This is a genomic window from Rathayibacter sp. VKM Ac-2929 (assembly GCF_022815495.1).
Taxonomy (GTDB): Bacteria; Actinomycetota; Actinomycetes; order Actinomycetales; family Microbacteriaceae; genus Rathayibacter; species Rathayibacter festucae.
Window position 1 is genome coordinate 345,494 of record NZ_JALGRV010000003.1, and the last position, 26,972, is coordinate 372,465.

Here is a 26,972-nt window from a genome sequence, read left to right on the forward strand (position 1 = left end):
CGGGTCGGCGCACCGATGCGCTCGCCCGGGCTCTCTTTCTCTGCAGAAATCGGAACGTTCACGGTTCTGCGCCGACCTCTGCTAGCGTCTGGCCTGTGAACGTTCACGGCACCGCCCTCGCCCCCTCTCGCCACTCGACCGCCGCGTGGCGGAACGCCGTCATGGTGATGTTCGCCCTCGGGGGCGTCACGGTCTCCACCTGGGGTCCGCGACTCCCGAGCATCCGCGATTCCCTGGGGATCGGGGACGCCGTGATCGGCCTCGCCCTGGCAGGCGTGACCGTCGGCTCGATCGCCGGCCTGGGCGTCGCGGCGCTGCTGCTGTCGAGGCTCGGTGCCCGGCGCGCGATCCTCGGCGCCCTCCTGACGACCGCTGCCGGCGTGGCCGTCGTCGGTCTCGGAGCCGGAGTCGCCGGCTCCCTCGGCATCACGATCGTCGGGTTCGTCGCGGTCGGCCTGGGGGTCGGCTCGCTCGACGTGATGATCAACGTCGAGGGTGCGGCGGTCGAGGCCGCCGTGCAGAAGACGCTGATGCCGCTGCTGCACGCGGCCTGGTCGGCGGGCGCGATCCTCGGCTCCGTGCTCGGCGCCGGCGCATCGGCGGCCGGGATCCGCTTCGAGTGGCAGTTCTGCGCCGAGGCGGTGCTGATCGCGATCGCCGGCCTGATCGCGGTCCGCTACCTTCCGGCGGCGCAGGCCGTCGAGGCGAGCGCCGCGGGAGCCCCGGCCTCGAGTGGCTGGCGTCAGCGGCTGCGGGTCCTGGCCGACTGGCGGCTTCTGCTCATCGGCGTGGTCATGTTCGGCGCCGAGCTGGGGGAGGGGACCGCGAACAGCTGGCTGTCGCTCTCGGCCCGGGACGGCCACGGACAGACGGAGACGGTCGCCGCGCTCTTCTTCACGGTCTTCGCCCTGGGTGAGACGATCGCTCGCGTCGTCGGCGGCCCGGTCGTCGACCGCCTCGGCCGCGTCGCCACCATCCGGATCACGGCCGCCGTCGGGGTGCTGGGGCTCGTGCTGTTCATCCTCGGCGGGCCCACCTGGCTGATCCTCCTCGGGACGGTGCTCTGGGCGGTCGGCGTCTCGATGGGCTTCCCCCTGGGCATGTCCGCCGCCGCCGACAGCGGTCCGAACCCGGCCGCCCGCGTCAGCATCGTCGCCTCCGTCGGCTACCTCGCGAACCTCGCCGGCCCGCCCGTCATCGGCGGCCTCTCGGAGTCGTTCGGGCTCCTCAACGCCTTCTGGCTCGTCGCCGCACTGCTGGCCGCCGCGTTCCTCGCCGCCGGCGCCTACGGCCGGCGCGGCACCCCGATCCCGTCCGACTGAGCACCGAAGGGCCGATCGCCGATGCCTCGACCTCTCCACCCCACCACCGACTCCGCACGCCGGCTCGGAGCGCACCTGCGCCGAGCCCGGCTGGAGCGGGGGCTCCGCCAGGAGGACCTCGCGCGCGACGCAGGCGTCGGAACCGCGACTCTGCGCCGCATCGAGCGCGGCGACCAGGACAACCCCAGCGTCTTCGTCGTCCTCCGCCTGCTGAACCGGCTCGATCTTCCCGCCGCGACCCTGGACAGGATCATCGGCTAGCGGACGTCGATGTCCGATGTCGCGTGCAGCCTCGTCCCTCAGGACGACCTCGACTCGCGGGGCCGGGAACCGACGTGTGGATGCATCCGAGCTCGCCGGTCGGCACGGTGTCAGTGCTGGAGCAGATCCTCGATCGCCCCGAGTTCGGTCGCCGAGAGGGGCGGCGCGTCGAGGGCCGCCACGTTCTGCTCCAGCTGCTGCACGCTCGAGGCGCCGATGATCGCCGAGGTGACAGCGGAGGAGCGCAGCACCCAGTTCAGGGCGAGCTGGGCGATGCTCTGGCCGCGCCCGTCCGCGATCTCCTTCAGGCCCTGGATCAGCCGCTGGTAGTCGCCCTCGAGGGCCCCGGGCTTGAGGAAGTGCCCGACCGCGGCGCGCGAGTCCGGCGGGATCTCGCCGGAGAGGTAGCGGTCGGTGAGCAGCCCCTGCTCCAGTGGCGAGAAGACGATGGCGCCGATGCCCTCCCGCTCGACGAGGTCGAGCAGGCCCGACTCCTCGGGCCGGCGGTCGAGCATCGAGTAGCGGGGCTGGTGGATCAGCAGCGGCACCCCGTACGCGGCGAGCGCGTCGCGGGCGGCGATCGTCTGCTCGGGCGAGTAGTTCGAGACGCCCGCGTAGAGGGCCTTGCCCTGCTGGATCGCGCTCGCCAGCGCGCCCATCGTCTCCTCGATCGGGGTCTCCGGGTCGGGGCGGTGCGAGTAGAAGACGTCGACGTGGTCGACGCCGAGCCGGCCGAGGCTCTGGTCGAGCGAGGAGAGCAGGTACTTGCGCGAGCCGTGATCGCCGTAGGGGCCGGGCCACATGTCGTAGCCGGCCTTCGTGGAGAGGACCAGCTCGTCGCGGTACGGGCGCAGGTCCTCCGCGAGGATCCGGCCGAACGCCGTCTCGGCGGAGCCGTAGGGCGGGCCGTAGTTGTTGGCGAGGTCGAAGTGGGTGATCCCGAGGTCGAAGGCTCGGCGGACGATCGCGCGCTGGGTCTCGATCGGCTTCGTCTCGCCGAAGTTGTGCCACAGGCCCAGCGAGAGGGCGGGCAGCTTCAGGCCGCTGCGGCCGGTCCGGTGGTAGGTCATGCGGTCGTAGCGGGTGTCGGCGGGGTGGTGGGTCATGGCGTGTCTCCAGAGAGCGGTGATGTGGTCGGCGTCGTGTCGTCAGGCCGGAACTGCCGGGGACGGTGGGTCTCGATACGCCCCTGCGGGGCTACTCGACCAGCATGTGGGGCCTGCGGGGCTGCTCGGCCGGCAGGGGAAGCCTGCGGGGCTGCTCGGCCGGCAGGAAGGGCCGGCGGGCGGCGTGGGCGGAGGCGGCCAGTGCGCGCGGTCCGCCCGCGACCTTGGTGACGACACGAGCTCCGGGATCCACCCCGAGGAAGCGCTGCAGGGTGTCGGAATTGAGCAGGCTCGGGACGGTGTCGTCGGTGCGGACGGGGGCGTGGCTGTCGCTGAACGCGGGGCCGAGTGGCGTGGCCGTGTCGCTGACTCCCGAGACGCCGAGCATCGCCAGGGTGCCGGCGTCGCGCGCGGCCCGCGCGTGCTCGAGCGGGCCGTCGAGGCGGCGGGTCTCGAGGTAGGAGCGGCCCCAGTTGATCGCGGTGCCGAAGCCGTGGCGGGAGGCGAGGTCGAGTTCGGTCGGAAGGTCGAGGAAGCCCTTCGCCGGGCCGGGCCCCTCGAAGGAGTCGCAGTGCTCGATCACGAACCGCACGCCGTGCGCGTCCCAGCCGGCGATCTCGGCGAGACTCCGCGAGAACGCCGCCCGGGCCGCCCCTGCGGAGCCGCGGGTCGTCCGCGGCGCCGAGTGGAGCAGCACGGCGTCGACGACCGACCGCTGCTCGCGGTCGTTCGCCGCCGCGGCCGCCCTCATGGCCCGCCGCACGAGGGCGACCGCGGCCGCCCGGCGCTCCTCGACCGGATCCGCCAGCCCGACCCCGCGCTCGAGCACCGCCGGCAGCAGGGTGAGCACGTGCGTCCCCCCGCGGCGCAGCAGCCGCAGCAGCTCCGCCTCGTCGGGGACGAAGGCGCTGCCGAACGGGATCTCGAACCCCGAGCATCCGGTGACGAGTGCGATCCGCTCGTGGAAGGCGTCGAAGGCCGCCGCGTCGCGTCGCGCGTGCTCCGGCAGCGACGGGTACGCCCCGACGAGCATCTAGCGGGAGCCCTCGACCCGCGCCGACCCGGGCAGCCGGAGGTCGCGGATGTAGGCGGCGAGCTCCAGCAGCGGCGCGCCCTCGTGCGCGCCGATCCCCTCGGGCTTCCAGCGGCTGATCGGCTCGATCGCCAGACGCGAGCTGTGCCGGAGGTAGTACTTCGCCGAGGTCGGGTAGCGGGAGTTGATCGTGTGCTCGGCGACCGTCAGCAGGCGCTGCACGGCGACGGCCGTCTCGGCGGGCTCGTCGTCGTAGTGCTCGCAGAGCCAGGCCACGTGCTCCGGGTAGATGTTCGCGGCGTAGCCGCTGAGGCCCGCGGCACCCGCGCGGAGCGAGTCCGTGAGGGAGGAGATCTGCGCGTTGTAGAGCTTCAGCCGGGTGCCCGCGATCGCGGCGAGGCGCTCCTGCATGGTCTTGAGCGAGTGCGAGGTGTCCTTGTAGAAGACGAAGCGGCCGGTCCCGGCCATCCAGGCGACGTTCTCGGTCGAGGGCAGGCGCTTGAACGGCACCGGGCACTCGTAGATCCCGAAGTCGACCCCCGGCACGGTGTCGAGGATGTGCTGCACCGTCGCGCGCCACTCCTCCTCGGTGGTGGTGAGCCCGCCGACCAGCGAGGAGATCAGCACGACCGCGTCGACCCCGGTCGCGGCCATCGCGGCGGCGGACGCGGCCTGCTCCTCCGCGGTGCCCGAGGAGACGGAGGAGGCGACCACCGGGACGCGACCGGCGGAGCGGGCGACGACCCGCGTCGCGAGGGCGAGGCGCTCCTCCTCGGTGAGGTCGTACATCTCGCTGGAGAGCGCGACGGTGAAGATGCCGGCGGCGCCGTTGTCGATCAGCCAGTCCGTGAGGGCGTCGACCTGCTCGAAGTCGAGCGAGCGGTCCTCGCGGAACGGGGTGAGCATGACGGGCCAGCCGCCGTCGGGGAGGGTGCTGCCGGTCGCGGTCGGAGCGGTGGCGGTCTCGGTGGTGGTCATGTCGATCCTTCGGTGTGAGAGAGGTGGTCGGCGCGGAGAAGCGGTCGGACAGGGCGGTCGGCGGAACCGGGCGGTCAGGGCGGTCGGCGGAACCGGGCGGTCAGCCCTTGAGGGATCCGCTGACGAGGTCGAGGCGCCAGTAGCGCTGCAGGAAGAGGAAGAGCGCGATCAGCGGGATGGTCGAGACGAGGCAGCCCATGATCACGACGTTGTAGGTGTTGGGCTGGTCGTTGCCCTGGTTCATCAGCGAGTAGAAGCCGACCGTCAACGGGAACATGTCGGTGCGCGAGAGCATGATGAAGGGGAGCAGGAAGTTGTTCCAGATGCCGACGAAGTGCAGCAGGAAAACGGTGATCAGTCCGGGCACCATCGGGTACACGGCGATCCGCGAGAAGATCCGCCACTCGCTCGCCCCGTCGATCCGGCCGGCCTCGAGCATCTCGGTGGGCACGACCGCGGTGGCGTAGATGCGGCAGAGGTAGATGCTGAACGGGCTGATCATGCACGGCAGCAGCACCGACCAGTAGGTGCCGGCGATCCCGACGGAGGAGAGCAGCAGGTACTGCGGGATCGCGAGGATCACCCCGGGGATGAGCACCCCGATCAGCAGGAAGTTGAACACGAGCTTCTTCCCGCGGAAGGAGTACTTCGCGAGGCCGTAGCCGGCGAGGGCGGAGACGGCGGTGCCGAGCAGTCCGCCGCCGCCGGCGAAGATCAGGCTGTTCAGACACCAGGACCAGAACGCGCCGTTGCCCACACCGAGCAGCAGGGCGAAGTTCTCCTGGAACCCGCCGGTGAAGCTCGGCCAGAGCGAGAAGGTGGTGAACAGCTCGCCCGAGCGCTTGGTCGCTGCCGTGAAGAGCCAGAAGACGGGCAGGAGGCAGTAGACGGCCCCGACGAGCAGGACAGCGGTCGGCCAGAACGCCGCCCGCGGCCGGGTGACCGTGGGGCCGCGGCGGCGGGAGCGGACCGACTGCGCGGCCCGGCGCGGATCCTCGAGGACGGGCGGGAGCTTGGTGAGGGTGTCGGTCATGATCAGTCTTCTCCGAAGGCGCGCGACTGCAGGAACCGCAGCAGGCCGAGCGAGGCGATGAGGGTGAGGAGGGTGACCACGACCGAGGTCGCCGACGCCGAGAACAGGTCGTTGGTCACGAAGGCGTCGCGGTAGATCAGCATCATCGGCACCCAGTCCGAGCCGATCACCGTGGTGAGCGTCACGAGCGTGTTCGGCTCCGAGAAGACCTGCAGTGCGCCGATGACGGAGAAGAGCCCGGTCATGATGACTCCCGGCACGATCAGCGGCAGCTTGATGCGCAGCGCGAGCTGGCGCTCGGAGCAGCCGTCGATGCGGGCGGCGTCGTAGATCTCGGACGGCAGACCGCGCAGCGAGGTGTAGAGGATCACCATGTTGAAGCCGACCGAGCCCCAGATCGCGATGTTCGCGACCGAGAGGAACACCGAGTCCGGTCCGAGGAAGACCGGAGCGGGCAGCCCCAGAGCGGTCGCCGCGTCGACGAAGGGGCTGACGCCCGGGAGGTAGAGGAACCCCCACATCAGCGCGGCGATCACGCCCGGCACCGCGTAGGGCACGAAGATCGCGATCCGCGAGAACCGGCCGAAGCGGGTGGAGAGGTTGTCGAGCAGGAGCGCGAACACCAGCGCGAGGATCATCGTGACCGGCACCGAGAGCAGCGCGTAGGTCAGCATCCGGCCGAAGCCGGCCCAGAGCGCGGGGTCGGACAGGGTCCGCGCGTAGTTGTCGAAGCCGACGAACGTCTCCTTCTTCACGCCCAGCCCGCTGCCGCTGACGGTGTTGCCGCGGAAGCTGAGCCAGACCGTGTAGAGCAGCGGGAGGGCGAGCAGCGCGACGGCGAGCAGCACCGCGGGGGCCACGAAGAACCAGGGTGCCGCGCGCGGGGCGAGGGTCGAGGGGCGCCCGGTCCGGGGCGCGGCGGTGGTCGTCACGGGAGCCTCACTGCCCGGCGACGTCGTAGCCGGACTTCTCGAGGTCCGCGACGGTCGCCTCCTGCACGCTCGCGAGCGCCTCCGCGAAGCTGCCCTTCTCGTTGACGGCGGCGCTGAAGGCGTTGTTGAAGGCGTCGTAGGCGACCGAGACGTTCGGCCCCCAGGTCACCGACGCCGTGATCTGATCGATCTCGTCGGCGGTGGCGTAGAAGTCGGTCTGCTCGGGCAGCAGCGCCGGGGCCTGCTGCAGCTCGGGCAGCTCGCGGCCGGAGAGCGCGGCGGGCCAGATGCTGGCGTACTCGATGTACGCCTCGAGGGCCTCGGTCGAGGTGTTCAGCCAGAGCGCGAACTCGCGCGCCTGCTCCGGGTGGTCGGAGCCGGTGGTCACGATCGTGCCGCTGCCGCCCAGGACTCCCGAGCTCGGGTCGGACGGGGTCCACTGCGGGATCGGCACCGCGGCCCACTTCCCGATCGTGTCGGGCGCGTTGTTCTGCAGCAGCGGGGGAGTCCAGACCGCGCCGAGCCAGCTGGCCAGCGTGCCGTCGGCGAGCGCGGCCTGCCACTCCGGAGTGAAGGTCTTGAAAGTCGCGAGGCTGCCGTCGTCGACCAGGCCCTGCCAGTAGTCGGCGACCTTCTGCGAGGCGGGGTCGTCGATCGCGACCGTCCAGGTGCCGTCCTCCTGGCTCCACCACTCGGCGCCGGCCTGCTGGCTGAGCCCGGCGAACAGCTGCGCGTCGTTCGCGGGGAAGGTCGCGAGGTACTTCGTCGGGTCCGCGGCGTGCAGGGCGCGGGCGGCGTCGGCGTACTCGTCCCAGGTGGTCGGAACGGCCAGGCCGTTCGCCTCGAAGATGTCGGTGCGGTAGTAGAGGAACATCGGCGCGGTGCCCTGCGGGACGGCGTAGTTCACGTCGTCGAACGTCGTCAGCTCCCAGGCGGGGCCGGCCGTCTCGGCCTCCCGGTCGCCCATGATCGCGGTGACGTCGGAGGCGATCTCGCTCGTGATCAGGTTCGGCAGGTTCTCGTAGGTGGTGTTCGAGAGGTCCGGCAGGGTGCCGGCCTGCTTCGCCGCGCTGAGCTTCGCGACGATCTCCGCGCCGCCGGTCGAGGTGTTGACCTCCACCTGGATGTCGGGGTTCGCCTGGTTCCAGACGTCGACGATCTTCTCGATGTTGGGGGCCCACGACCAGTACTCGAGGGTGACGGGGCCGTCGGCGTCGCCTGTCGCGGCCGGGCTGGTCGCGCCGGTGCAGCCCGCCAGGAGGGCGGCGGCGGCGAGGGCGGTCACGGCCGCGAGCGGCCTGCGGAACTTCGTCGTTCTCATCGGTGTCTTCATCCCTGCGTGAATCCTCTGCTGCTCTGCAGAAGGCGCGTCGCGTCGTGGATCCGGGTTTCGTTACCGGTAACGAACTGTGCGACAGGATCACCGTAGAGCGCCGTCTTCTTCACCGCAAGGGTGAATCGTTACCGGTCACGATTCGGGGATCGGAGGGTCCGCGGTCGTGGTTGCGCGGGCTCGCGGATCCCTCAGGCGGGAGGGGCGGTCGACGCGCGCACGACGAGCTCCGGCGCCGGGTAGTCGACGGCGCCCGCCCGGTCGGACTCCTCGACCAGGGCGATCAGCGCCAGCGCGGAGGCGCGGCCCATCGCCGTGAAGTCCTGGCGCACGGTCGTCAGCGGCGGGTGGAAGAACTCCGCCTCGGCGATGTCGTCGAAGCCGACGACGCTGACGTCCTCGGGGATCCGCCGGCCGTTGTCGTGCAGCCAGAGCAGCAGTCCGAGCGCCATCCGGTCGTTCGCGGCGACGACCGCCGTGACGCCGGCCTCCGCGAAGAGCTGCGGAGCCGCCGCGTAGCCGGAGCGGGAGGACCAGTCGCCGTGCACGAGCGGACGGGTGGGCAGCGCCGCCTCGGTCATGCACTGCTGGTAGGTGCGCGCGCGGTCCTGCGCGGAGATCCAGCGCTCGGGGCCGGCGAGGTGCGCGATGCACTGGTGGCCGAGTTCCAGCAGGTGCGAGACGGCGAGCCGCGTGCCGACCACCGACGAGCCGTCCGTCCGCTCGCCGCCGCGATCGATGTGGATCGGGATCGGAAGATCGAGCGTGCGCAGCGCCGCATCGACCTCGTCGGTGGGCGCCGTGGCGAGGATGCCCTCCAGGTCCCGGCTGCCGAGCGCGTCCAATGCGTCGGCGAGCTCGACGTCGTCGGAGGTGTCGAGGCTGATGATGTCGAGCGAGTAGCCGGCCCGGCGGGCGGCGTCGCTCGCCCCCTGCATCGTCTTGCCCGGGCCGGTCCCGGACAGCTCGTGCACCAGTGCCCCGAGGCGGTGCGTGCGCCGGGTGGCGAGCGAGCGAGCGGTGGCGTTGGTCCGGTAGTTCAGCGTCCGCAGCGCCTCCTCGACCCGGACCCGGTTCGCCGGACGGATGCCGCCGGTCCCCGTCAGGAACCGCGACACCGTCTGATGCGAGACCCCCGCCGCCCGGGCGACGTCGTAGATGGTCGCCGCGCGCTGCTGCCTGTCGGCCATGCTCGTCCCCCGCCGCCTGATCCCGTGTTAGCGGTAACGATAGGGCAGTGGCCGCCCGGAGGCGGGGAGGAGCCGGGGCGGGGTCGAGCCGAGAGCCGCTGAGGCAGGGCTCCTCGTGCGTCCGTCGCGGTCCCTGTCGAAAGCGAGTGTGCAGACCAGCCCCACAGACGGCGGTGGGTCTCCTCTGCCTGAGACGCCCGCAGACATGCTGGTCGAGCAGACCCGCAGGGGCGCATCGAGACCCGCCCACCCCAGCGACTTCGGTCGCGCTCAGGACCCGCTGAGCGCCTCCTCCTCCGCCACGTCCTTCTGCACCGCGAACTGCGTGCGGTGCAGCTCCTCGTAGCGGCCGGCGGCGGCGAGCAGCTCCTCGTGCGTGCCGCGCTCGACGATCGTGCCGTCCTCGATCACGAGGATCAGGTCGGCGCTGCGGATGGTGGAGAGGCGGTGGGCGATCACCATCGCGGTCCGGCCCTCGAGCGCCTCGCTGAGCGCCGCCTGCACCGCGGCCTCCGAGGTGGAGTCGAGCGCCGCCGTCGCCTCGTCGAGGATGACGACGCGCGGCTGGGCCAGCAGGAGCCGCGCGATGGTCAGCCGCTGGCGCTCGCCGCCGGACAGGCGGTAGCCGCGCTCGCCGACGAGGGTGTCCAGCTGGTCGGGCAGGGAGCGGATGAGCGGCTCGAGTCGCGCGCGGCGGAGGGCGTCCCACACCTCGTCGTCGGTCGACTCCGGCCGGGCGAGGCGCAGGTTGGACAGGATCGTCTCGTGGAAGAGGTGGCCGTCCTGGGTCACCATGCCCAGGGTGTGCCGCATCGAGGCGAAGGTGACGTCGCGGACGTCGGTGCCGGCCAGGCGCACCGCGCCGCTGTCGACGTCGTAGAGGCGCGAGAGCAGCTGCGCGATCGTGGACTTGCCGGCCCCGGACGTGCCGACGAGCGCGACGGTCTGCCCCGGCTCGATCCGGAAGGAGAGGCCGTGCAGCACCTCCTCACCGCCGCGGGTGTCGAGGACCGCGACCTCCTCGAGGGAGGCGAGCGACACCTTGTCCGCGGACGGGTAGGCGAAGCGGACGTCGTCGAACTCGACGGACACCGGGCCCTCGGGGACGGTGCCCGCGTCGGGCTTCTCCTGGATGAGCGGCTGGAGGTCGAGCACCTCGAAGACGCGCTCGAAGCTGACGACCGCGCTCATGATCTCGACGCGCGCGTTCGCGAGGCTGGTCAGCGGCGCGTAGAGGCGGGTGAGGAGGAGCGCGAGGGTGACGACCGCGCCGGTGTCGAGCTGCCCGCCGAGCGCGAGGACGCCGCCGAGCCCGTAGACGAGCGCGAGGGCGAGCGCGGAGACGAGGGTCAGCGCGGTGACGAAGACGAGCTGCAGCATCGCCGTGCGGACCCCGATGTCTCGGACGCGGGCGGCCCGGACGCGGAACTCCTCGGCCTCCTCGTCGGGCCGGCCGAACAGCTTGACCAGGGTGGCGCCGGGCGCGGAGAACCGCTCGGTCATCTGCGTGCTCATCGCCGAGTTGTGGTCGGCGGCCTCGCGGCGGAGCGCGGCGAGACGGCTGCCCATCCGGCGCGCGGGGATGAGGAAGATCGGCAGCATGATCACCGCGAGGACGGTGACCAGCCAGGACGTGCTGAGCATGACGATCAGGGTGAGGACCAGTGCCACGACGTTCGTGACCACGCCGGAGAGCGTGCCGCTGAAGGCCTGCTGCGCGCCGATCACGTCGTTGTTGAGCCGGCTGACGAGGGCGCCCGTGCGGGTGCGGGTGAAGAACGCGATCGGCATCTTCTGCACGTGGTTGAAGACGGCGGTGCGCAGGTCGAGGATGACCCCCTCGCCGATCCGCGCCGAGTACCAGCGCGTGACGAGCGAGACGCCGGCGTCGGCCACGGCCACGACGGCGATGACCACGGCGAGCTGCACGATCGTCCCGACCGCACCCCGGGCGACGATGGTGTCGACCACCCGGCCGGCGAGCACCGGCGTCGCGACGGCGAGGAACGCCCCGACGACGGAGAGGCCGATGAAGAGGAGGAGGCGGGCGCGGTACGGGACCGCGAAGGTCATGATGCGGCGCACGGACTCGCGGGAGATGCCGTGCTTGCCGCTCTGGGCGGAGGAGATCCGGTAGAGGGAGCTCCAGGCGACGCCTTCCATGCTCATGATTACTTCCTAACTGAGGCTGGTTTTTTGATGCCTAGCTCGGCGGTGATACCTCTAGCGGAAGCCAGGGGAAATGACGGGGGCAACGGAAGCGGCGTGGTGCTTGTGTCGGCAGGTGCTTGCTGAACCCGGGGAAACTGGCGTCGGTTTGAATGAGGGCTGCAATGCGGCCCGAGACGGAGGCTACCCATGAGACGACGTGAGGGACGGTGATCCTGACCGCGCTCAGAATCGGACCAGAGGAGGGCCGCGCTCGACCGACGACCCGAACACATTCTACGCCGCGCCCCTCTGCGTCGATCTGACCCTTGACGGGGTGAAACCTCGGCGAGCCAGAGCTGATGACGCGCCGCTCCACCGACTTGGCTTGTGACAGCTTCACGTCAAGACGGCCGCCGGGACCTGGCGACCCCGCGGAAGGCCGCTCTTGTCCCCTATGCGTGGAGGGCGCCACAGGCTCTATCGTGCCTCCGCCCTGCAACTATTCCCAGTCGACGAGGTGGCGCACTTGAGTCAGGCACGGCGACTAATCGAGTAAGGTCGCGACCCCATCACTTCAGGATTCAACGCAGATTCCCGCTGAAACCAGCCGCTCGAACGTACCACTACGACGTTTACGCAACCCGAGCCACAGGGCAACGACCGTCGGTATCGTCGGCGATGGCCCCGCTTCTTCGCGAGTTCCTGCCTCCTTGGCCGAGGCAGAGTGACATGGACTTCTGGCTGATGCTCGGCAGGGTGTCCCTCGACGGTTGACGACCCGGCCCCTGAATGGTCAAGAGCGTCGGTGGGCTCTGGCATGCTGAAGGTGAACTAGGAGCGTAGCTATGAACCAGTCAGACACCTCAGGCGAGACAGTGCAGCCCGCGCGCGACTTGCTCTCGGCCGCTCACGTGCTACTTAGCTCTGAGCGATTAGCGAATGAGCAAGAACTTCTTGTATCGACTTGCATTGAGGTCCTAGCGTCTGGACCGGCTCCAATGGCGGAAATTCACACGTCCATAAACGCGATCTGGCCGGGCGCGCACGTTGCCGTGGAGCGTGTGGAACTCGCCCTCGACTATGCGCAGCGCGGGGGTGTTGTGGCCACTCAGCAGGCCGGAGACGGAATCGACTGGGCGCTGACTCGAGCCGGAGCCACGGAAATCGATGCGACCCGTTCGTGGTATTCGGACGCGCTTAGTCGCTTCGCTGCACAAATTCAGGAACGAGCGACCTTGGACTTCGGCGGCGTGTCTAATGAGCAGGCAGATCTATGGGCTGCAATACTCGTCAAAATTTTTTCTGATGCGATTGTATCGAGTCCTGACGTCTACACCGGAGCGGTGAGCAAGTCAGCCAGCGGTAACGTCAGACCGATATCGCTCAATGGCGCACGTATGCTGACCTTAATTCACCGACTCGACGCTCCCGAGGCCACAACTGACTTCTTGACAGCATGCCTATTGGCTTCGATCGATGAATCGGACCCTTTCGGCAACGAACTAGTGAATCATGTTGCCACTAGTTGCGTTCTCCATTCGATCATCGCGGGGAGGTCGAGAGCAGAGGCGCAAGGGACGCTTGGGTCACTTGCCGGCCAGCGCATCGTCCTCGATACGCCCGTCCTAGTCGCATACCTCGGGCCTGATGATACCGCAGCCCACCTTGCAACTGTTGTCCGACTATCCCGCGAAACTGGCATGCAAGTTATCGTACCTGAGCATGTAATCGAAGAATTACTGGACGTGGTGACTCGAGTCGAGGATCAGTACATACCAGGTTTGAAAGAAGCGCTTCGGGGTGGAGTCGGAGCTCGCGTTTACGCGAGCAGCGTGAATGAGCAAGTACTAGAGCTTTTCCTGGAGGCCGTCGAGGTTCGTCGGTATAAAAACTGGGAGGAGTTCGCGGAGAGAGCGCGTCAAATCAATAATGAACTTGAAGATTTGGGAGTGGTGGTTAGACATCACCGCAACCTAGATCGAGTGAATGTAGACGCCCTGAACGACCAGTTGAAAACATTGATAGCCGCTGGCAACAGCTTTCGCGGAGCGAAGCAGATCGCGCGCGATGCCGAGTCGATAGAAATGGTGTGGCGAGCGCGGCGCCGGTCAAGTCGAGATGATCTTTCTTTGTGGCCCGGTGGCTGGCTAATAACGCATGACCGGAAGATTTCCCCGACATATCAGCGTGTAAATCCAAAGGATAAGGAGCCGCTTGTTTTGAGCCTTGGCCAGTGGGCGACACTAGTTACCCAGGCCGCCCCGGCACCTGAGGTTAGGGAGCTTATAGAGGCTGCTGCTTCCTTCCTCCGGCAAGAGGCTGTTCTTCGAATTGCGGTAAAATATCCGCCTGATGTCGCCCTGAATCTAGCTCAAACACTCGGCCAAGGTTCTCCGTCCGAGACTGATATTCGAGTTGCGCAGTTGACTCTTGGCGATCTATTGAATAATGCGGGATCGGGCCAGATCCAAGGGAGGGAGTCCATCTCAACCTTCGTTGCTAATAAGCGATCGAGCAGGCAGGCCATTGCGGCGGAGGTGCAACGTAAAGCTTTTGTCTCTGAAAGGTCCCGGATGGCCGAAACGGTGACGAAAAATGCAGCGGAACTAAGTGTTGTGGCTTCGGAGCGCGCAAGCGCCGAGAGGGCCGCTGCGGCTTCGTTCTCCGAGATCGAACGTTTGCGGAGCGAGAAAGCCGACATCGAAAAGGCGCAAGCTGAGTATCTCGCACTCAACGGCAGACGAGTAGTCCGGATAGTTGTTTCGGTGGTCGCTCTGATTGTCGCCGTGCTGCTCTTTGTCCTAGGAGTTCCAGGCTTCGCGGTTGGGACACTGATTGGACTCGTCATTTTTTTGAATGAAGCAAGAGAATGGACAAAAAATAAGGCAGTTGGAAGTGGGAAGTTATTTCTCGCTCTTCTACCTCAGCTTTTTGGTCTTTGGGATATTTTGCGAAGTTAGCATCGGGAATGTTGATGCCGCAAGTTTATTTGAAACGAAATACACAATGTCGTGATTCTGCAGAGTTGATACTCGATCTCGGCATGGACTCTGGCCTACGGAGTCTCACTCTGTAAATTTACTCTCTAATCTCGAAGCATTTGACCTTTAATGTTCCTTTTTTGCCGACTTCAAACTTCAGACGAGACTCGATTAAGTAAGTAGATCCTTTTGTGTATCGTTCAAGTTTCTTGAAGAATGCCGAATCTTTTCGGCCCTTAGGCCTCGATTTTACGGGCTCATGGGAATTGGCCTCAATCCATCGGCCCAGTGGCGAACGCTGGCCCGATGTCTGTCTATAAACCCCAAATTTCGTCCACGGTGGAATTATCGTCCGCCCTCTTCGCCGCGTCGAGCCGCTCGATCGCGGCTCCGAGCGCCGACAGGGCTCCCGCAACCTTTGAAAGCGTGGATTCTGTGTAGAGGTACTGCGGAAGGAATGGATCAGACACGTCGAGCTTGTATCCGCTGTCAGATAGAACCGCACTTAAGGCTCCGGTGCGCCGGTGAAATGTGTTGAACAATGCGCCGCGAATGTGCCAATTCTCGATCTTTTTGTAGCGGGTACCGAGCGGCCAGTCGATCTCGTCCTTGGCGGCAATCAACTGCAGGCCGAGTTCCTCTGAAGCGGTTTTAAGGGCAGCGCGCATCGTCGCCACGCCGTCCTTACCGAGCTTCTTCGTCACTTCAGGCTGCGCGGTGGCAACCCGGCGCGCGGACTCGGCGGCGCGGGAGGGCAGATCGGCCGCGATCTGCTCGAGACACGACTCCTTCGCACGCTCGGCATTTTCACGAGCGGCGGCTAGAGCGGCTGAGGCTTGCGATAGGGCGGCTCTCGTTTCGTCAGTCATGGGGTCATCATAGATGTGAACCTCGGGATCTGAGGTCTTTCGTTCGCTCTGCACCAGCTCAAGTTGCGGCGGGCTCATACGCGCCCGTCAGAGCTAGAAATTCGGGGGCCGGTCCGTAGCGAGCCTTCTCGTTGCGACGGCAGGGCTGACTTGTCTGTTGTCATAGTGCAGCCAGGGTGTTGAGTTAGTGATGCACAAACCCGTTCGGGCATAGAGCTTGAACGCCGAGTCGGGACATGTAGCGCCGATCATGGTCGGACGACGGACGGCGACCAGGCGTGCTCGAGGACGAGCTGCGGATCGCCCTCGCCGTCAGCCGAGATAGACCAAACGTCCGTATCCCCCGCCGCCCCCTCCCGCGGCATCCCGTAGAGCAGCGTCCCGTCATCCAGCCACACGACCTGGTCGTCCACACTCCGCTCCTCCGGCAGTACCGTCTCCACCCCCGTCGCCAGATCCAGCACCGCGATCCGCCAGTCCGGCACGCCGTCCCCGACGTCCTTCTTGTACGCGACTCGCGTCTCGTCCGGCGACAGCGACGGGCACTCCGCCGTGTCGTGGATGGCTGTCATCGTCCGAGCCGACATGCTCCCGCGCACCAGCCACGTCCGCGACCCCGACGCCGCGGTCGCGTAGAAGGTGTCCCCGTCGTCGGCGAAGGTGACCCCCCACAGGTTCCGGTCGGCGGCCGTCAGCGGAGCCCCGGCGACGCTCAGCGCGAAGGACTCCAGATCCCCCGGGTCCGGCACGGTCGGGTCGAGCGAGCGGATGACGGTCTGGGTGGAGAAGGTGGTCGGCGCATACGAGTGCCCGGTCACGAACGCGGTCGTGCTCAGCATCCCGTCGCCGATGCGGGCGCGGCTGGGGATGCCCGGCAGCGGCCACGTCTGCAGGGTCTCGCCGTCGGCGCCGGTCAGCACGGCCTCGAAGGTGGTCAGCACGCCGCGGTCGGTGCGCAGGCAGAGCTCCATCGACTCGGTGGCGGCGACGCGGTCGCAGGCGCGGTCGGTGAGGGTGCGCGCGGCTTCCGGGTCGGCCAGTGGCACGGAGGCGACCAGCCCGTAGCCCTGGCCGCTCGCGGTGTTGCGGAAGACGATCCGGTCGCCGTCCGCGGGGGCGCCGGTCGAGACGGCGACGGCCGAGTCGGCGGAGGCGCGCGCCTGGTACCGCGCCCAGGCGCCGGCCCCGTACACAGCCGCGCCGCCGAGCAGGGCGACGGCGGCCACCACGGCGATGATCCAGCGCGCGCGGTCCGAGAGGCGGCCCGCCTGACCGGCCGTCATCCCTTCTTCTCCGCGAAGCGCTCGCGCAGTAGCAGCACCGCCAGGGGGAGCGCCACCGCGAGGCCGACGGCGACGGCGATCATCGCGCCCTCCCGGCCGAGCCACAGCCACAGCGCGCCGAAGCCGACCGACGCGAACAGCCGCGCGACCGCGACGACCGTCTGCGCCGCGGCGATCCCGCTCGCCCGGATCTCGGCGGGCACGCTCGCCCCGGCGACGGCCGCGAGCACGCCGTCGGTCGCCGCGTAGAAGGCGCCGAGCAGCAGCAGGCAGGCGATCGTCACCGCGAGCCCTGCGGCGGGCGACGCCGCGAGCACGTAGACGGCGAGCAGCAGCACGTGGCCGGCGGCGAACATCCGCGCGCGGCCCCAGCGGTCGGCGAGGCGGCCAAAGGGGATCGCGAGGGCGAGGTAGGCGGCGTTCGTCCCGACGTACAGCAGCGGGAACCACTGCGCCGCGAAGCCGCTGCGGCTCTGCAGCACCAGGTACACGAAGCCGTCGCCGACCGTGAGCAGTCCGAGCAGGCCGGCGGCGAGCAGGAGGCGGCGCGGGCGCCGGTCCCAGAGGCGGCGCCAGGGCAGCTTCGTTCGCGCCGCGCCGCCCGCGATGCGCGTCCGCACGTCCGGCACGAACAGCAGCAGCACGACCACGCCGAGTGTCGCGAACGCGGCCGACAGCACGAAGACCGTGGAGTAGCCGTCCGGCACGAGCAGCAGCACGACGAAGGCCAGGAGCGGCCCGATCGTCGCGCCGACGGTGTCGAGCATCCGGTGCACGCCGAACGAGCGGGCGAGCGACGCCGGCTCGGACGACGCGGAGATCATCGCGTCGCGGGGGGCGGTGCGGATGCCTTTGCCGAGGCGGTCGACGGTGACGACCGCCGTGAGCGCGGCCGGGCCGCTGCCGGCCAGCAGGCCCAGGCGCGCGAGCATCGACAGGCCGTAGCCGGCGAGGGCGACGAGCTTGGGCCGGTCGGTGCGGTCGGCGGTCCAGCCGGCGCCGATGCGGACGAAGGCGCTGACGCCCTGATACAGACCGTCGAGGAAGCCGTACGCGAGCGTCGACATGCCCAGCGCGGCGGTGATGTAGAAGGGGAGGATCGCGGCGGTCGACTCCGAGGAGATGTCGGTGAAGAGGCTGACGATGCCGAGGGCGATGACGGCGGGGGCGATGCGCGACGGACCGGTGCTGCGCGCGGGCTGCTCCGCCGCGCCCTCGGGCCGGTCGGACAGGGAGATGTACACGTCTAGCCGCCGCTCGGGTGCAGGACGGCGATCAGCGAGTAGCTCATCCGCGGGGTGCCGGTGGGGGTGACGGAGAGGCTCACGCTGTCCTCGCCCGCGGTGAAGACCATCGCGGCGCCGTCGGCGGGGGCGTCGACGGCGGCGGAGGTGAAGCCCTGCGCGGCCAGTGAGCGGCGGTAGCTCTCGACGATCTGCTCGGCGTCGAGGGCGACGGTCGCGGTGAGGCCCGAGCGCAGTGCGTCGCCGGCGGGCTCGACCGAGCTCGAGGCGACGACCGAGTCGGGCAGCGGGGCGACGACGGCGGAGGGGTAGCCGGCGACCAGCGCGCGGGTGGCGCTCGCGGCGGCGGGCAGTGGGAGGGAGACGAGGGCGGCGCGCGGGGTGGAGTCGGGCAGGCCGGTGTCGACGGGGGCGGGGCCGGAGACCTCGAGCGGGGCGGAGGGGTCGGCGACGGCGGCGGGGTTCGACGGGTCCTGCGGGGTCACGGTGGCGGCGGAGGTCGCGCCGGGGGTCGCGGCGGCGCCGGGGGAGGAGGTGGTGCCGGAGGAGGGTGCGCCGGGGGAGGGGGTGCCCGCGGAGCCGGTCGCGCCCGCGCTGATCGGGCTGCCGTCGCCGGGGCCACCGGCGGTCGCGTCCAGCACGAAAGCTCCCGCGACCAGCACCAGCGCAAGTGCCCCGGCCGCCACCAGCAGGCGTCGTCGAGCGTCCAAGGGGTCTCCGAATGCGGGCGCACCGACGATCGTGGCCGGCCAGGATCCGTCCATCCGCGTCGGGTCGCGTCTCGCGGATCTTAGCCCTCGCGGGGCCCGACTGCACCTGTCGATACGGTGGGCGGATGAGATCGAGGCGGGCGGCGATCGCGGGCGTCGTGCTGCTCGGCCTGCTGACCGGCTGCGCGACGGGGCCGACGGCGGGCGTCGACGAGCAGATCCTCGCGGCGGAGGAGCTCGGCGACAGCGCGGTGACCGCCGCGGAGTCGCTGCACCCGGTGCTGATCGGTGCGGACCTTCGGGTGTCGGTGCGGGGCGGCAAGCCCTCGGTGAGCCGCGACGACGAGCGCTGGGTCGAGCTGTTCCTGCGCCTGGTACCGCAGGAGGCGGGGCCCGAGGTGAGTCGGGAGATCCAGGAGGCGATCGAGCGCGAGCTGCTCGCCGACGGCTGGGTCGCGGACGAGCTGACGCAGGACGCCGCGGAGACCGGCGAGGGCGCCGAGCTGTGGTTCACCCGGCCGGGCGCCGAGGGCACCGCGACCTGGGACGGCGACTCCCCGGGCGACTGGCACGTCTCCGTCTGGGACCGCCTCGACTACGTGCAGATCGACGTCCAGAGCCCGTTCGCCCTGACGACGGACACCCAGTACGCCATCACCGACGCCGTCGAGGCCCGCCATCCGGAGTGGCGGAGCCCGGACGGCGTCCTGCCGTGACCCCCGTGCTGATCGAGGAGCCGTCCCATGCTGATCGAGTAGCCCGCTCCGCGGGCGTATCGAGATCCACCAGCGTCAGAAGTCGAGTCTGCAGACCCGCCCTGCTGACGGCGGCGGGTCTCGATACGCCCCTCCGGGGCTACTCGACCAGCATGGAAGGGTGGCTGCTCGCCGGGCGGGGAGTGCATGCTGATCGAGTAGCCCGCTCCGCGGGCGTATCGAGATCCACCGTTCTCCCGCGGTCCGGCCGTCAGGTCAGGCGCTCCGTCAGGTGGACGGCGACGTCGTCGCCGAGGTCCTTGCCGAGCTTCTTGCGGAGCTTGGCGCTGATCGAGAGCATGTGGCCGCCGGCGCCGGTGGGCATCAGGCCGGCGGTGAGCGGCTCGCCGTCGACGGTCGCGACGACCTTCACGGACTTGCCGGTGCCGAGCAGCGCGGCGGAGTCCGGCACCTCCACGCACGACCAGAGGTCGCCCTTCACGGTGACGCCGATCGGCGCGGTGAAGGCGACGTCGATCGGGCCGACGCCGTTCATGCCGAGACCGCCGCTGCTCGGCTCCGGAGTTCGGCTGCGCAGGTCTCGTCGTGGTCGGGCATCGTCGTCCTCCGGGTGTGGTCGGTGCGGCAACCCAACCACAGGAGGCGTCAGCTCGTCAGCAGGCCGATCCGCTCCGTCGAGAGCGGGCGGTCGGCGTACAGGACGACTCGGGCTGTCGGGTCCGGGCTGTGCGCGTCGGGGCCCGTCCACGCCCGCACGAGGCCGAGGCGCTCGACGGCGCGGTGGGAGCGCCGGTTCTGCTCCGCGACGACCGCGGTGATCGGCAGGTCCGGGCGGAGGAGTCGCGCCCGGTCGATGCCCGCGGTGGCGATCTCCTGCGCGTAGCCCTTGCCCCAGTGGTCCGGGTGGAGGGTGAACGCCACGTTCCACGCCGTGCCCGCGAGGAGCGAGCAGCCGCCGATGCCGATCAGTCCGGGCCCGCCGCGCGGGCTCCGCTCGCGGACCACCCAGCTGCTGAGGCCGTCGCGCGCCCACTGCTCCCGCCGCCGGTCGAGCACCGCGCGGGTGTGCGCGCGGGAGGGGTGCAGGAGGAGGGGATCGCCCTCGGCCAGCCGGCGATCCGAGTACAGGGCGAAGAGCTCGTCCAGGTCCGTCTCGGCGGGTCGGTGGAGCAGGAGCCGCTCGGTCGTTTCGACCGGGCTCGGCTCCGCGCCGTCGCGCCGATCGTCCCCGCCGTCCACCGGGCGAGCCTCTCACGGGGCGCCGACCGGGTCGAGGGGCTCGCAGGGCGCTGCGTGCCGGTCGAGTAGCCCGCAGGGCGCTGCATGCTGGTCGAGTAGCCCGAAGAGCGTATCGAGACCCGCCCCGCCGACGCAGTGCCTCCTCCACAGCCCCGGTTCAGCCCCCGATCGTCCCGCTGCCCCCCCACGAGCCGGCCCCAGTGTCGGTGGTCCCTGATTCAATACTCGTATGACGGAGTTCGGATCGACGGGAGAGGCACTCGAGCACCTGCGCGTGCTCAGCGCCCGCGCCGCCGCGAACGCCCGCGCCGCGGCGCAGCGCCGCCTCACCGAGGCCGAAGACCTCTACGACTTCCACCGAACGGCCCTCGCCCACCAGGACGTCTTCGCCCGTGGTGCGACCCCCGGCGAGACCCGCGACCTCGTCGAGCGCTCCATCCGCGCCGAGCTCGCCGTCGCCGAGGGCCTGCCGGAGCAGGTGATCGCGCGCCGTCTCGAGAACGCGCAGCTGCTGATGGAGCACCTCCCGCTGACTAGGGCGCTGCTCGCGCAGGCGCGACTGCACTGGGAGGAAGGGGAGGCGATCTGCGCGACCGCCGGAAGCCTCCCCGAGGCCTCCCGCGCCGCTCTCGACGAGCGTGCCGCCGAAGCGGCACCGTCGATGACTCTCACGCAGCTGCGCCGCGCCCTGCGCCGCTGGCGGGAGGAGCTGCACGAGGATCCCCTCGCCCAGCGGCACGCCCGCGCCCGCGAGGACCGCGCTGCCTGGGTCACGCCCGACATCGACGGAATGGCCACGCTCTGCATCCACGGCCCGGCACCCGCGGTGGTGGGCGCGCACGAACGGCTGCGCCGTATCGCCCGCACGCTCCGCGACGAGGGCGACCCCCGCACCCTGCAGCAGCTCAGCGCCGACGCCGCGATCGACCTGCTCTGCGACGGCGACATCGCCGGCACCACGCCGAACGCCGAGCACCGGCCGGACCCGACCTTCGTCCCCGGCGTCCGCGCCGAGGTGCGGCTGACGCTCGCCGCATCCACAGCGGTCGGCCTCGACGAGGCGCCCGCGGACCTCGACGGCTACGGCCCCGTCCCCGCACCGATCGCCCGTGAGCTCATCCGCACCGCCGCCTCCTTCACCCGGGTCCTCACCGACTCCGACACCGGCGCCGTCGTCTCGGTCGGACGCACCCAGCGCCTCCCGCCCGCCCGAATGCGCCTCCACCTGCAGCTGCGGGATCAGACCTGCCGCTTCCCCGGCTGCACCCGCTCCGCCGCGACCAGCGAGGCCGACCACACGCTCGAGTGGCGCAACGGCGGCGAGACCTGTCTCGAGAACCTCGTCATGCTCTGCACGTCCCACCACCACGTCCGGCACGGAGAGCAGTGGAGCTACGACCCGGTCGACTCCGGCGGGACGATCGTCTGGACGAGCCCCACCGGCCGGCGGATCAGCAACCGGCCGCCGCCTCTGCCCGGGCGCCCGCCCGACCCGCCACCCGAGCCGCGCTTCGTCGACGTGCCCGCACCGTTCTGACGACGGTGGATCTCGATACGCCCGCGATGCGGGCTACTCGATCAGCATGCAGTGCCGCTTCGGCGACTGCGCGGTCAGCATGCGGTGCTTGCTTCATGGCTGCGCAGGCGGCATGCAGTGCCCGCTTCGTGGGCTGCGCGGTCAGCACGGAGCGCCGATCCTCTCCCAGGCGCCTGTTCATGCTGGTCGAGTAGCGCGCAGCGCATATCGAGACCCGGGTGAGCAGGCGCGCCTCCACCGAGGTACTGAAATCGGTGGATCTCGAGACGCCCGCGAGGCGGGCTGCTCGATCAGCATGCAGTGCCCGCTCCGCGGGCTACTCGGTCAGCCTGGCGCGCGTTCCGGCGGTCCAGCCGGTGGACCGCTCCCGTCCGCTCCCTGCGGGTCGCGACCGCAGGCTGCGCGATCAGGCGCCGGCCGCCTACTGCTCACGACGGCCCCCTCCGTCGGGCTGCTCGCCCTGCGCGCCGGCCGACCGCTTCCGGCGAGACGACCGCGGACTCCTCCCGCTCACGCGCCTCGTCCTCCCGGCGGCTCAGCCAGCCGGGTCCGTCCCGACGCAGCCGCTCGACCTCCGGGCTCGGCGACACGGGCGCGCGCCGCCGCCGCCGCATGAACTGCACCTGCTTGACGACTCCCACGACGACTCCGGTGCCGAAGAACGGCAGCCCGATCCCCGTCACCAGCCACAGCGGTGCGTGCCGGCGGCCCCCGCCGACGACCGCGGCCGGGTCCCAGCCCACGTCCGCGGCGAGCACGACGATCATCGCCACGAACACGCCGCTGAGCACCGCCAGCGTCCACGGCCGGGCGAGGAGCAGCGCCTGCGCGCGCTCCGACACCCTCCGCTTCGCCATTCCGCGAGCCTAGGCGCCGGGCTGCCGCGACCGCGATGCTCGCGAGCGGCCGCCCCTGGACACGATCGCGGCCGTGCGCGAAGCTTGCCGGTGATCGCGAGACCCGGCCCCCGTCTCCCTCGACTCTCGAGCGCAGCGCGCACGCGCCGCTCGAGGGGTGGAATCCGCCCTCCGGTCCCGTACCCCGCAGATGACCGGACGCGTCGCCCGATTCCACGGGGTGGGGCCGGGCCCGGCCCCGCCCCCACCGATCAGCCCGCCTGCGCACCGAGCAGCGTCCGGTCGGTGTGCTCCTCCGCCCGCCAGCGGTCGACGTCGTGACTCCGGCTCGATCGCTGCGCAGCAGGGCGACCGCATCATGCGCCGTTCCTGCTGTCGGACTCCGGTGAGACGAAAACGGTGCGGCGGACGTTACCGGGTGAGAGTGTTCAGAGGGGGGACTGATGACGGCATCGACTCGGGACGACGAGGTGCTCGCGCGCGTGGAGGAGCGCCTCGAGGTGCGGATCACCAGGGCGAGGCGAGTCTCGCGGCAGCGGCGCACCGTCGGAGTGCTCGTGGGGCTCGGTGTCGTTGCCGCGGGCGTGGCGGCCGGGATCACCACCTTCGAGGCCGCCACCTCCCGCACCGTCCGCGACGGTGCCGCCTGCTACGCGACAGCCGACCTGAACGAGCCCGATCCCGCGGTGGCGATCATGGTCGAGGGGCTGCCCGACGAGATCACGCAGCGCGTCGCACTCGCGACCTCGATGTGCGGCTCGGACGAGTCGGTGAGCGCCGTCTGCGTCCGCCCCGACGGTCTCGCCGCCGTCTTCCCGACGGCGCGCGACGAGCCGGACGCCGCGTGGTGCGCCCGTCTGGGCCTCGACGCTCTCGAGTCGCGATGACCGCCGAGAGCGCCGCCGCGGACGACGTCGCCCTGCTGAGCGAGCTGGCGGGAGGCTCCCGCGACGCGTTCGGCGTGCTCTACCGCCGTCACGCGCTGGCCGTCTACCGCTACGCCGTCGCGCGCCTGCGGAGCGAGGAGGACGCCGAGGACGTGCTGCAGAGCGTCTTTTTCGCACTCTGGCGGAAGCGCGCAAGCACGCACTTCGTCGGCACCTCGGCCCTGCCGTGGCTGCTCGTCGCCACGCGGCTGGAGTGCAACAACGTCCTGCGCGCCGCGATCCGCCAGGTCGCCCGCGAGCAGCCCGACGCCTACGTCGGCACCGCGTTCTCCGCCGAGCGCCTCGTCGAGGCCCGTCTCGTGCTCGAGGACGTCACCCGGGCCGTCTCGCGGCTGCCCGAGATCGACCAGCAGATCTTCCGCCTCTGCCTGGTCGAGGACCTCTCCTACGCCGACGCGGCCGCGCAGCTCGACGTGCAGGTCGGCTCGGTCCGCAACCGGCTGTCCCGGCTGCGCCGCCTCCTCGGCAGCCGCGTCGAGGTCGGATGACTCCGGAGGGGCGGCGCGCGGCGACTGGTAGGAAGGGCGGTCTCGCCCCCCCGCCCCGCGGTCGTGATGCAACCGAGATCGGCGCCCCCCGGACGACGGATGTGCACCCGGGCACCGCGCTGATAGACATCGGTCAGATGTGCTGCGAGCCCGCGGACCGCGCTCGATCGCCCGTCTCTCACCACTCACCACCAGCCGAAAGAGCATCGCGATGACGCCTTCCCTCTCCCGTCCCCTCGTCTCCGGACTCGCCGCCCTGGCGCTGACCGGCAGCCTCTTCGCCGGCGCGGCTCCGGCCTTCGCCGCGAGCGCGCCGCACGCGATCACGGCCGCCGCCGTCGCCGCGGCCGAGGGATCCGTGCTCACCGCCGGGCAGCAGCTCACCAGGGGCCAGTCGCTCGTCTCCCCCGACGGCACCTTCCGCTTCGTGTTCCAGGACGACGGGAACGCGGTCGTCTTGGCCACCTACGGCGTCGTCTGGCAGTCCGCCACGCAGGGCCGCGGAGACCGCCTGATCATGCAGGCCGACGGCAACGTCGTCATCTACGACGCCACCGGCCGTCCCGTCTGGTTCACCGGGACGAACGACCCCGGCTCCACCCTCCGGATGCAGGACGACGGCAACCTCGTCGTCTACCGCGCCACCGGCACCCCCGCCTGGGCGAGCTTCGTCAACGGCCGCATCGCCGCCCCCGACGTCCTCACGCTCGAGTCCGGGCAGACCCTCGCCGCCGGCCAGCAGCTGACCGCCGGGCCGAGCCGCGCGATCATGCAGGCCGACGGCAACTTCGTCGTCTACACGGGCAGCACCCCGCTGTGGTTCACCGGCACCAGCGGCGCCGGCAACCGCCTCGTCATGCAGACCGACGGCAACGCCGTGATCTACGGCACCGACGGCTCGGTGAAGTGGTCCTCCGGAACCGACGGCAACCCCGGCGCCACCATGTACCTCGGCGGCGACGGGAACCTCGTCATCGGTGCCAGCGATCGGGGTCCGCTCTGGAGCAGCTCCGGACAGCTCCGCCGCGACACGCTGCAGAACAACTACCTCCTGCTGAGCAACGAGCAGCTGACCTCGGCGAACGGCGCCTGGCGGGCCGTGATGCAGCGCGACGGCAACTTCGTCGTCTACGGCGCCCGCGGCGCCGACTGGTCCACCGGCACCTCGATCCCCGGCAGCATCGTCGGCCTGGACATCGGCTACCTCGTCGTCTACGCCCCCGGCTCCGGCGAGGGCCAGGGCTACTGGTCCAACATGCCGAAGCCGAGTGAGACCGGCGAGCCCTACCGCCTCGTCATGCAGAACGACGGCAACCTCGTCGAGTACGACGGACTCGGCGTCGCCGTCTGGGCCAGCCGCGGCGTGTAGCTTCCCGGGACGATCTCGACCGCGAAGGCCCGCCCCCGGATCCGGGAGCGGGCCTTCGCGCAGCCCGGGATCTCGACGGTCAGCCCGCGGACCCGATCAGCTCTTGGACCCCGTCAGCGCCAGCGTGCCGCCGAGGCCGATGATCATCACACCGCCGGTGCCGGTGAGGGTCGACATCCGCTTCGGCGACGACGCGAACCACGAGCGCGCGGTGCCCGCGGCCAGCGCCCAGACGCTGTCGCAGACCAGCGCGAGGGCCTGGAAGGTGAAGCCGAGCAGCAGCAGCTGCGCCCAGACGGGGCCGGCGGCCGGATCCACGAACTGGGGGAGGACGGCGACGAAGAAGGCGACGGTCTTCGGGTTCGTGAGGCCGACGACGAAACCCTGGCGCAGGAGGGTCCACGACGATTCCGGGGCGGTGGCGGCCGTGCCGGCGTGCGCGTGGCGGTGGCGGATCGCCTGCACGCCGAGCCACACCAGGTAGACGGCCCCCGCGAGCTTGAGGACGGTGAAGGCGACGACCGACGCCGCGACGACGGCGCCCACCCCGAAGGCCACGGCGAAGATGGCCGGCATGATCCCGAGCGCGTTCCCGAGCAGGCTCAGCACCCCCGCCCGGCGGCCGTAGGCGATCGACCGGCTGATCGTGAAGAGGACGCTCGGCCCGGGGATCACGATCAGGGCCACCGACGCGAGCGCGAACGCCAGGAAGTGCTCGGGGGAGATCATGCCCGAACAGTAGCGCCGCGCGGTCCCGAACGGGGATCGGTCGTGTCAGTCCTCGCCGAGGTCGTCGCCCGGCTCGACGTCCGCCAGTCGGAAGGGGCCCTCGTGGAGAGGGCCGCGGCTCCACATCGCGACGGTGGCCCAGCCGAGGTCGGAGTGGGCGACGCTCCCCTCGGGGATGCTGCGGGTGAACAGGGCGTAGTCGACGCCGTCGAGGGGGAGCGCGGTGACGTTCCACCCGTCCCGGTCGCGGGCGAGAGCCTGAGCTCGTTCCTCCGTCGCCCTCATCGCGGCGCGCGCCTCCTGCGTCGGCAGGTCGGTGGGCAGCACGTCCAGGAGCAGGCAGCCGACGGCCAGGCTCGCGGTCGCGACCGAGTCCGTCACCGTCCCGTGGACGGAGCCCCGAGGTCCCAGCCGCGTGCCGGTGCGCCGCATCGTGCGGATCGTGAAGCGGTGCTCCGGCGTCGCCCGGTGGACGGCGATCAGCACCTCGTCGAGAGGACCGTCGTCGGTGCGGCCCAGACCCGTGACCGTCCAGGGTTCCGAGATCGGCGGGAGGAGGGTCAGCATCCTGCCATCCAACTCGGCGGCCGTCGTCCTGCCAAGGCCGTGGCGCGCATCGAGGACCCGTTGCGGAGAGCGCAGGTCCGCAGGTCCCCTGTGGGGC

Annotated in this window: 25 protein-coding genes; 8 read left to right on the plus strand and 17 right to left on the minus strand. The window is 70.3% G+C overall.

The features are described 5' to 3' along the window. The first annotated feature begins 95 nt into the window (after window positions 1–95). On the plus strand, window positions 96–1,322 hold the full coding sequence (locus MT355_RS10705) for an MFS transporter (RefSeq protein WP_243599501.1): 1,227 nt from the start codon (window positions 96–98) through the stop codon (window positions 1,320–1,322). A 21-nt stretch (window positions 1,323–1,343) separates the two neighbouring features. After that, complete coding sequence (locus MT355_RS10710) at window positions 1,344–1,583, plus strand: helix-turn-helix domain-containing protein (RefSeq protein WP_123736065.1); 240 nt, start codon at window positions 1,344–1,346, stop codon at window positions 1,581–1,583. Window positions 1,584–1,693: 110 nt separating this feature from the next. On the opposite strand, the gene MT355_RS10715 is transcribed toward MT355_RS10710, so the two are convergent. The 8 genes from MT355_RS10715 to MT355_RS10750 form a co-directional block, all read right to left on the minus strand. Continuing rightward, a complete protein-coding gene (locus MT355_RS10715) occupies window positions 1,694–2,689 on the minus strand; it encodes an aldo/keto reductase (RefSeq protein WP_243599502.1) in 996 nt (331 codons plus the stop codon). A 91-nt stretch (window positions 2,690–2,780) separates the two neighbouring features. Then, window positions 2,781–3,722 carry a DUF4862 family protein gene (locus MT355_RS10720; RefSeq protein ID WP_243599503.1) on the minus strand — a complete coding sequence of 314 codons (942 nt, stop codon included), beginning with the start codon at window positions 3,720–3,722 and terminating at the stop codon, window positions 2,781–2,783. After that, entirely contained in the window at window positions 3,723–4,700 is a 978-nt protein-coding gene (locus MT355_RS10725) for a dihydrodipicolinate synthase family protein (protein ID WP_243599504.1), read from the minus strand. It abuts the gene before it with no gap. A gap of 100 nt (window positions 4,701–4,800) precedes the next feature. After that, on the minus strand, window positions 4,801–5,733 hold the full coding sequence (locus MT355_RS10730; RefSeq protein ID WP_159986384.1) for a carbohydrate ABC transporter permease: 933 nt from the start codon (window positions 5,731–5,733) through the stop codon (window positions 4,801–4,803). 2 nt (window positions 5,734–5,735) lie between these two features. Further along, window positions 5,736–6,665 carry a carbohydrate ABC transporter permease gene (locus tag MT355_RS10735; protein ID WP_123731534.1) on the minus strand — a complete coding sequence of 310 codons (930 nt, stop codon included), beginning with the start codon at window positions 6,663–6,665 and terminating at the stop codon, window positions 5,736–5,738. A gap of 7 nt (window positions 6,666–6,672) precedes the next feature. Further along, window positions 6,673–7,986 carry an ABC transporter substrate-binding protein gene (locus tag MT355_RS10740; protein ID WP_243599505.1) on the minus strand — a complete coding sequence of 438 codons (1,314 nt, stop codon included), beginning with the start codon at window positions 7,984–7,986 and terminating at the stop codon, window positions 6,673–6,675. Between the two features lie 203 nt (window positions 7,987–8,189). Beyond that, window positions 8,190–9,188, minus strand: coding sequence for a LacI family DNA-binding transcriptional regulator (locus MT355_RS10745; RefSeq protein WP_243599506.1), 999 nt, complete (start codon window positions 9,186–9,188; stop codon window positions 8,190–8,192). A 270-nt stretch (window positions 9,189–9,458) separates the two neighbouring features. Next, complete coding sequence (locus MT355_RS10750) at window positions 9,459–11,357, minus strand: ABC transporter ATP-binding protein (protein WP_243599507.1); 1,899 nt, start codon at window positions 11,355–11,357, stop codon at window positions 9,459–9,461. A 1,043-nt stretch (window positions 11,358–12,400) separates the two neighbouring features. Here MT355_RS10750 and MT355_RS10755 point away from each other — a divergent pair. After that, window positions 12,401–14,299 (plus strand): hypothetical protein, encoded by a 1,899-nt coding sequence (locus MT355_RS10755; protein WP_243599508.1) that lies wholly within the window; start codon window positions 12,401–12,403, stop codon window positions 14,297–14,299. A 335-nt stretch (window positions 14,300–14,634) separates the two neighbouring features. Here the strand turns inward: MT355_RS10755 and MT355_RS10760 are convergent, their stop codons facing one another. The 4 genes from MT355_RS10760 to MT355_RS10775 form a co-directional block, all read right to left on the minus strand. After that, the gene (locus tag MT355_RS10760; RefSeq protein ID WP_243599509.1) at window positions 14,635–15,189 is read right to left on the minus strand and encodes a hypothetical protein; all 555 of its coding nucleotides are present in this window, start codon (window positions 15,187–15,189) and stop codon (window positions 14,635–14,637) included. 248 nt (window positions 15,190–15,437) lie between these two features. After that, on the minus strand, window positions 15,438–16,472 hold the full coding sequence (locus MT355_RS10765; RefSeq protein WP_243599510.1) for a hypothetical protein: 1,035 nt from the start codon (window positions 16,470–16,472) through the stop codon (window positions 15,438–15,440). Continuing rightward, window positions 16,469–17,716 (minus strand): MFS transporter, encoded by a 1,248-nt coding sequence (locus MT355_RS10770; protein ID WP_374204654.1) that lies wholly within the window; start codon window positions 17,714–17,716, stop codon window positions 16,469–16,471. Before MT355_RS10770 ends, MT355_RS10765 begins: the two co-directional genes overlap by 4 nt. Window positions 17,717–17,718: 2 nt before the next feature. Further along, a complete protein-coding gene (locus MT355_RS10775; RefSeq protein ID WP_243599801.1) occupies window positions 17,719–18,426 on the minus strand; it encodes a hypothetical protein in 708 nt (235 codons plus the stop codon). A gap of 125 nt (window positions 18,427–18,551) precedes the next feature. Here MT355_RS10775 and MT355_RS10780 point away from each other — a divergent pair, with 125 nt between their 5' ends. Then, a complete protein-coding gene (locus MT355_RS10780; RefSeq protein WP_243599511.1) occupies window positions 18,552–19,142 on the plus strand; it encodes a hypothetical protein in 591 nt (196 codons plus the stop codon). Window positions 19,143–19,392: 250 nt separating this feature from the next. Here the strand turns inward: MT355_RS10780 and MT355_RS10785 are convergent, their stop codons facing one another. Both MT355_RS10785 and MT355_RS10790 read right to left on the minus strand, forming a co-directional pair. Then, window positions 19,393–19,677: a DUF1905 domain-containing protein gene (locus MT355_RS10785; protein ID WP_243599512.1), complete on the minus strand. Its 285-nt coding sequence runs from the start codon at window positions 19,675–19,677 to the stop codon at window positions 19,393–19,395. A 110-nt stretch (window positions 19,678–19,787) separates the two neighbouring features. Beyond that, the gene (locus MT355_RS10790) at window positions 19,788–20,381 is read right to left on the minus strand and encodes a GNAT family N-acetyltransferase (RefSeq protein WP_243599513.1); all 594 of its coding nucleotides are present in this window, start codon (window positions 20,379–20,381) and stop codon (window positions 19,788–19,790) included. Window positions 20,382–20,610: 229 nt separating this feature from the next. Between MT355_RS10790 and MT355_RS10795 the strand changes: the two genes are divergently transcribed. Beyond that, the gene (locus tag MT355_RS10795) at window positions 20,611–21,918 is read left to right on the plus strand and encodes an HNH endonuclease signature motif containing protein (protein WP_243599514.1); all 1,308 of its coding nucleotides are present in this window, start codon (window positions 20,611–20,613) and stop codon (window positions 21,916–21,918) included. Window positions 21,919–22,346: 428 nt separating this feature from the next. On the opposite strand, the gene MT355_RS10800 is transcribed toward MT355_RS10795, so the two are convergent. Further along, on the minus strand, window positions 22,347–22,775 hold the full coding sequence (locus tag MT355_RS10800; protein WP_243599515.1) for a hypothetical protein: 429 nt from the start codon (window positions 22,773–22,775) through the stop codon (window positions 22,347–22,349). A gap of 443 nt (window positions 22,776–23,218) precedes the next feature. Here MT355_RS10800 and MT355_RS10805 point away from each other — a divergent pair, with 443 nt between their 5' ends. The 3 genes from MT355_RS10805 to MT355_RS10815 all read left to right on the plus strand — a co-directional run bounded on the left by MT355_RS10805 (window position 23,219) and on the right by MT355_RS10815 (window position 25,579). Continuing rightward, the gene (locus MT355_RS10805) at window positions 23,219–23,662 is read left to right on the plus strand and encodes a hypothetical protein (RefSeq protein ID WP_243599516.1); all 444 of its coding nucleotides are present in this window, start codon (window positions 23,219–23,221) and stop codon (window positions 23,660–23,662) included. Next, on the plus strand, window positions 23,659–24,210 hold the full coding sequence (locus MT355_RS10810; protein ID WP_243599517.1) for an RNA polymerase sigma factor: 552 nt from the start codon (window positions 23,659–23,661) through the stop codon (window positions 24,208–24,210). The genes MT355_RS10805 and MT355_RS10810 overlap by 4 nt, the downstream gene beginning before the upstream one ends. 211 nt (window positions 24,211–24,421) lie before the next feature. Continuing rightward, window positions 24,422–25,579: a hypothetical protein gene (locus MT355_RS10815; protein ID WP_243599518.1), complete on the plus strand. Its 1,158-nt coding sequence runs from the start codon at window positions 24,422–24,424 to the stop codon at window positions 25,577–25,579. Between the two features lie 96 nt (window positions 25,580–25,675). Here the strand turns inward: MT355_RS10815 and MT355_RS10820 are convergent, their stop codons facing one another. After that, entirely contained in the window at window positions 25,676–26,308 is a 633-nt protein-coding gene (locus MT355_RS10820; protein WP_243599519.1) for a LysE family translocator, read from the minus strand. A 45-nt stretch (window positions 26,309–26,353) separates the two neighbouring features. Further along, on the minus strand, window positions 26,354–26,875 hold the full coding sequence (locus MT355_RS10825) for a hypothetical protein (protein ID WP_243599520.1): 522 nt from the start codon (window positions 26,873–26,875) through the stop codon (window positions 26,354–26,356). Window positions 26,876–26,972 lie beyond the last annotated feature (97 nt).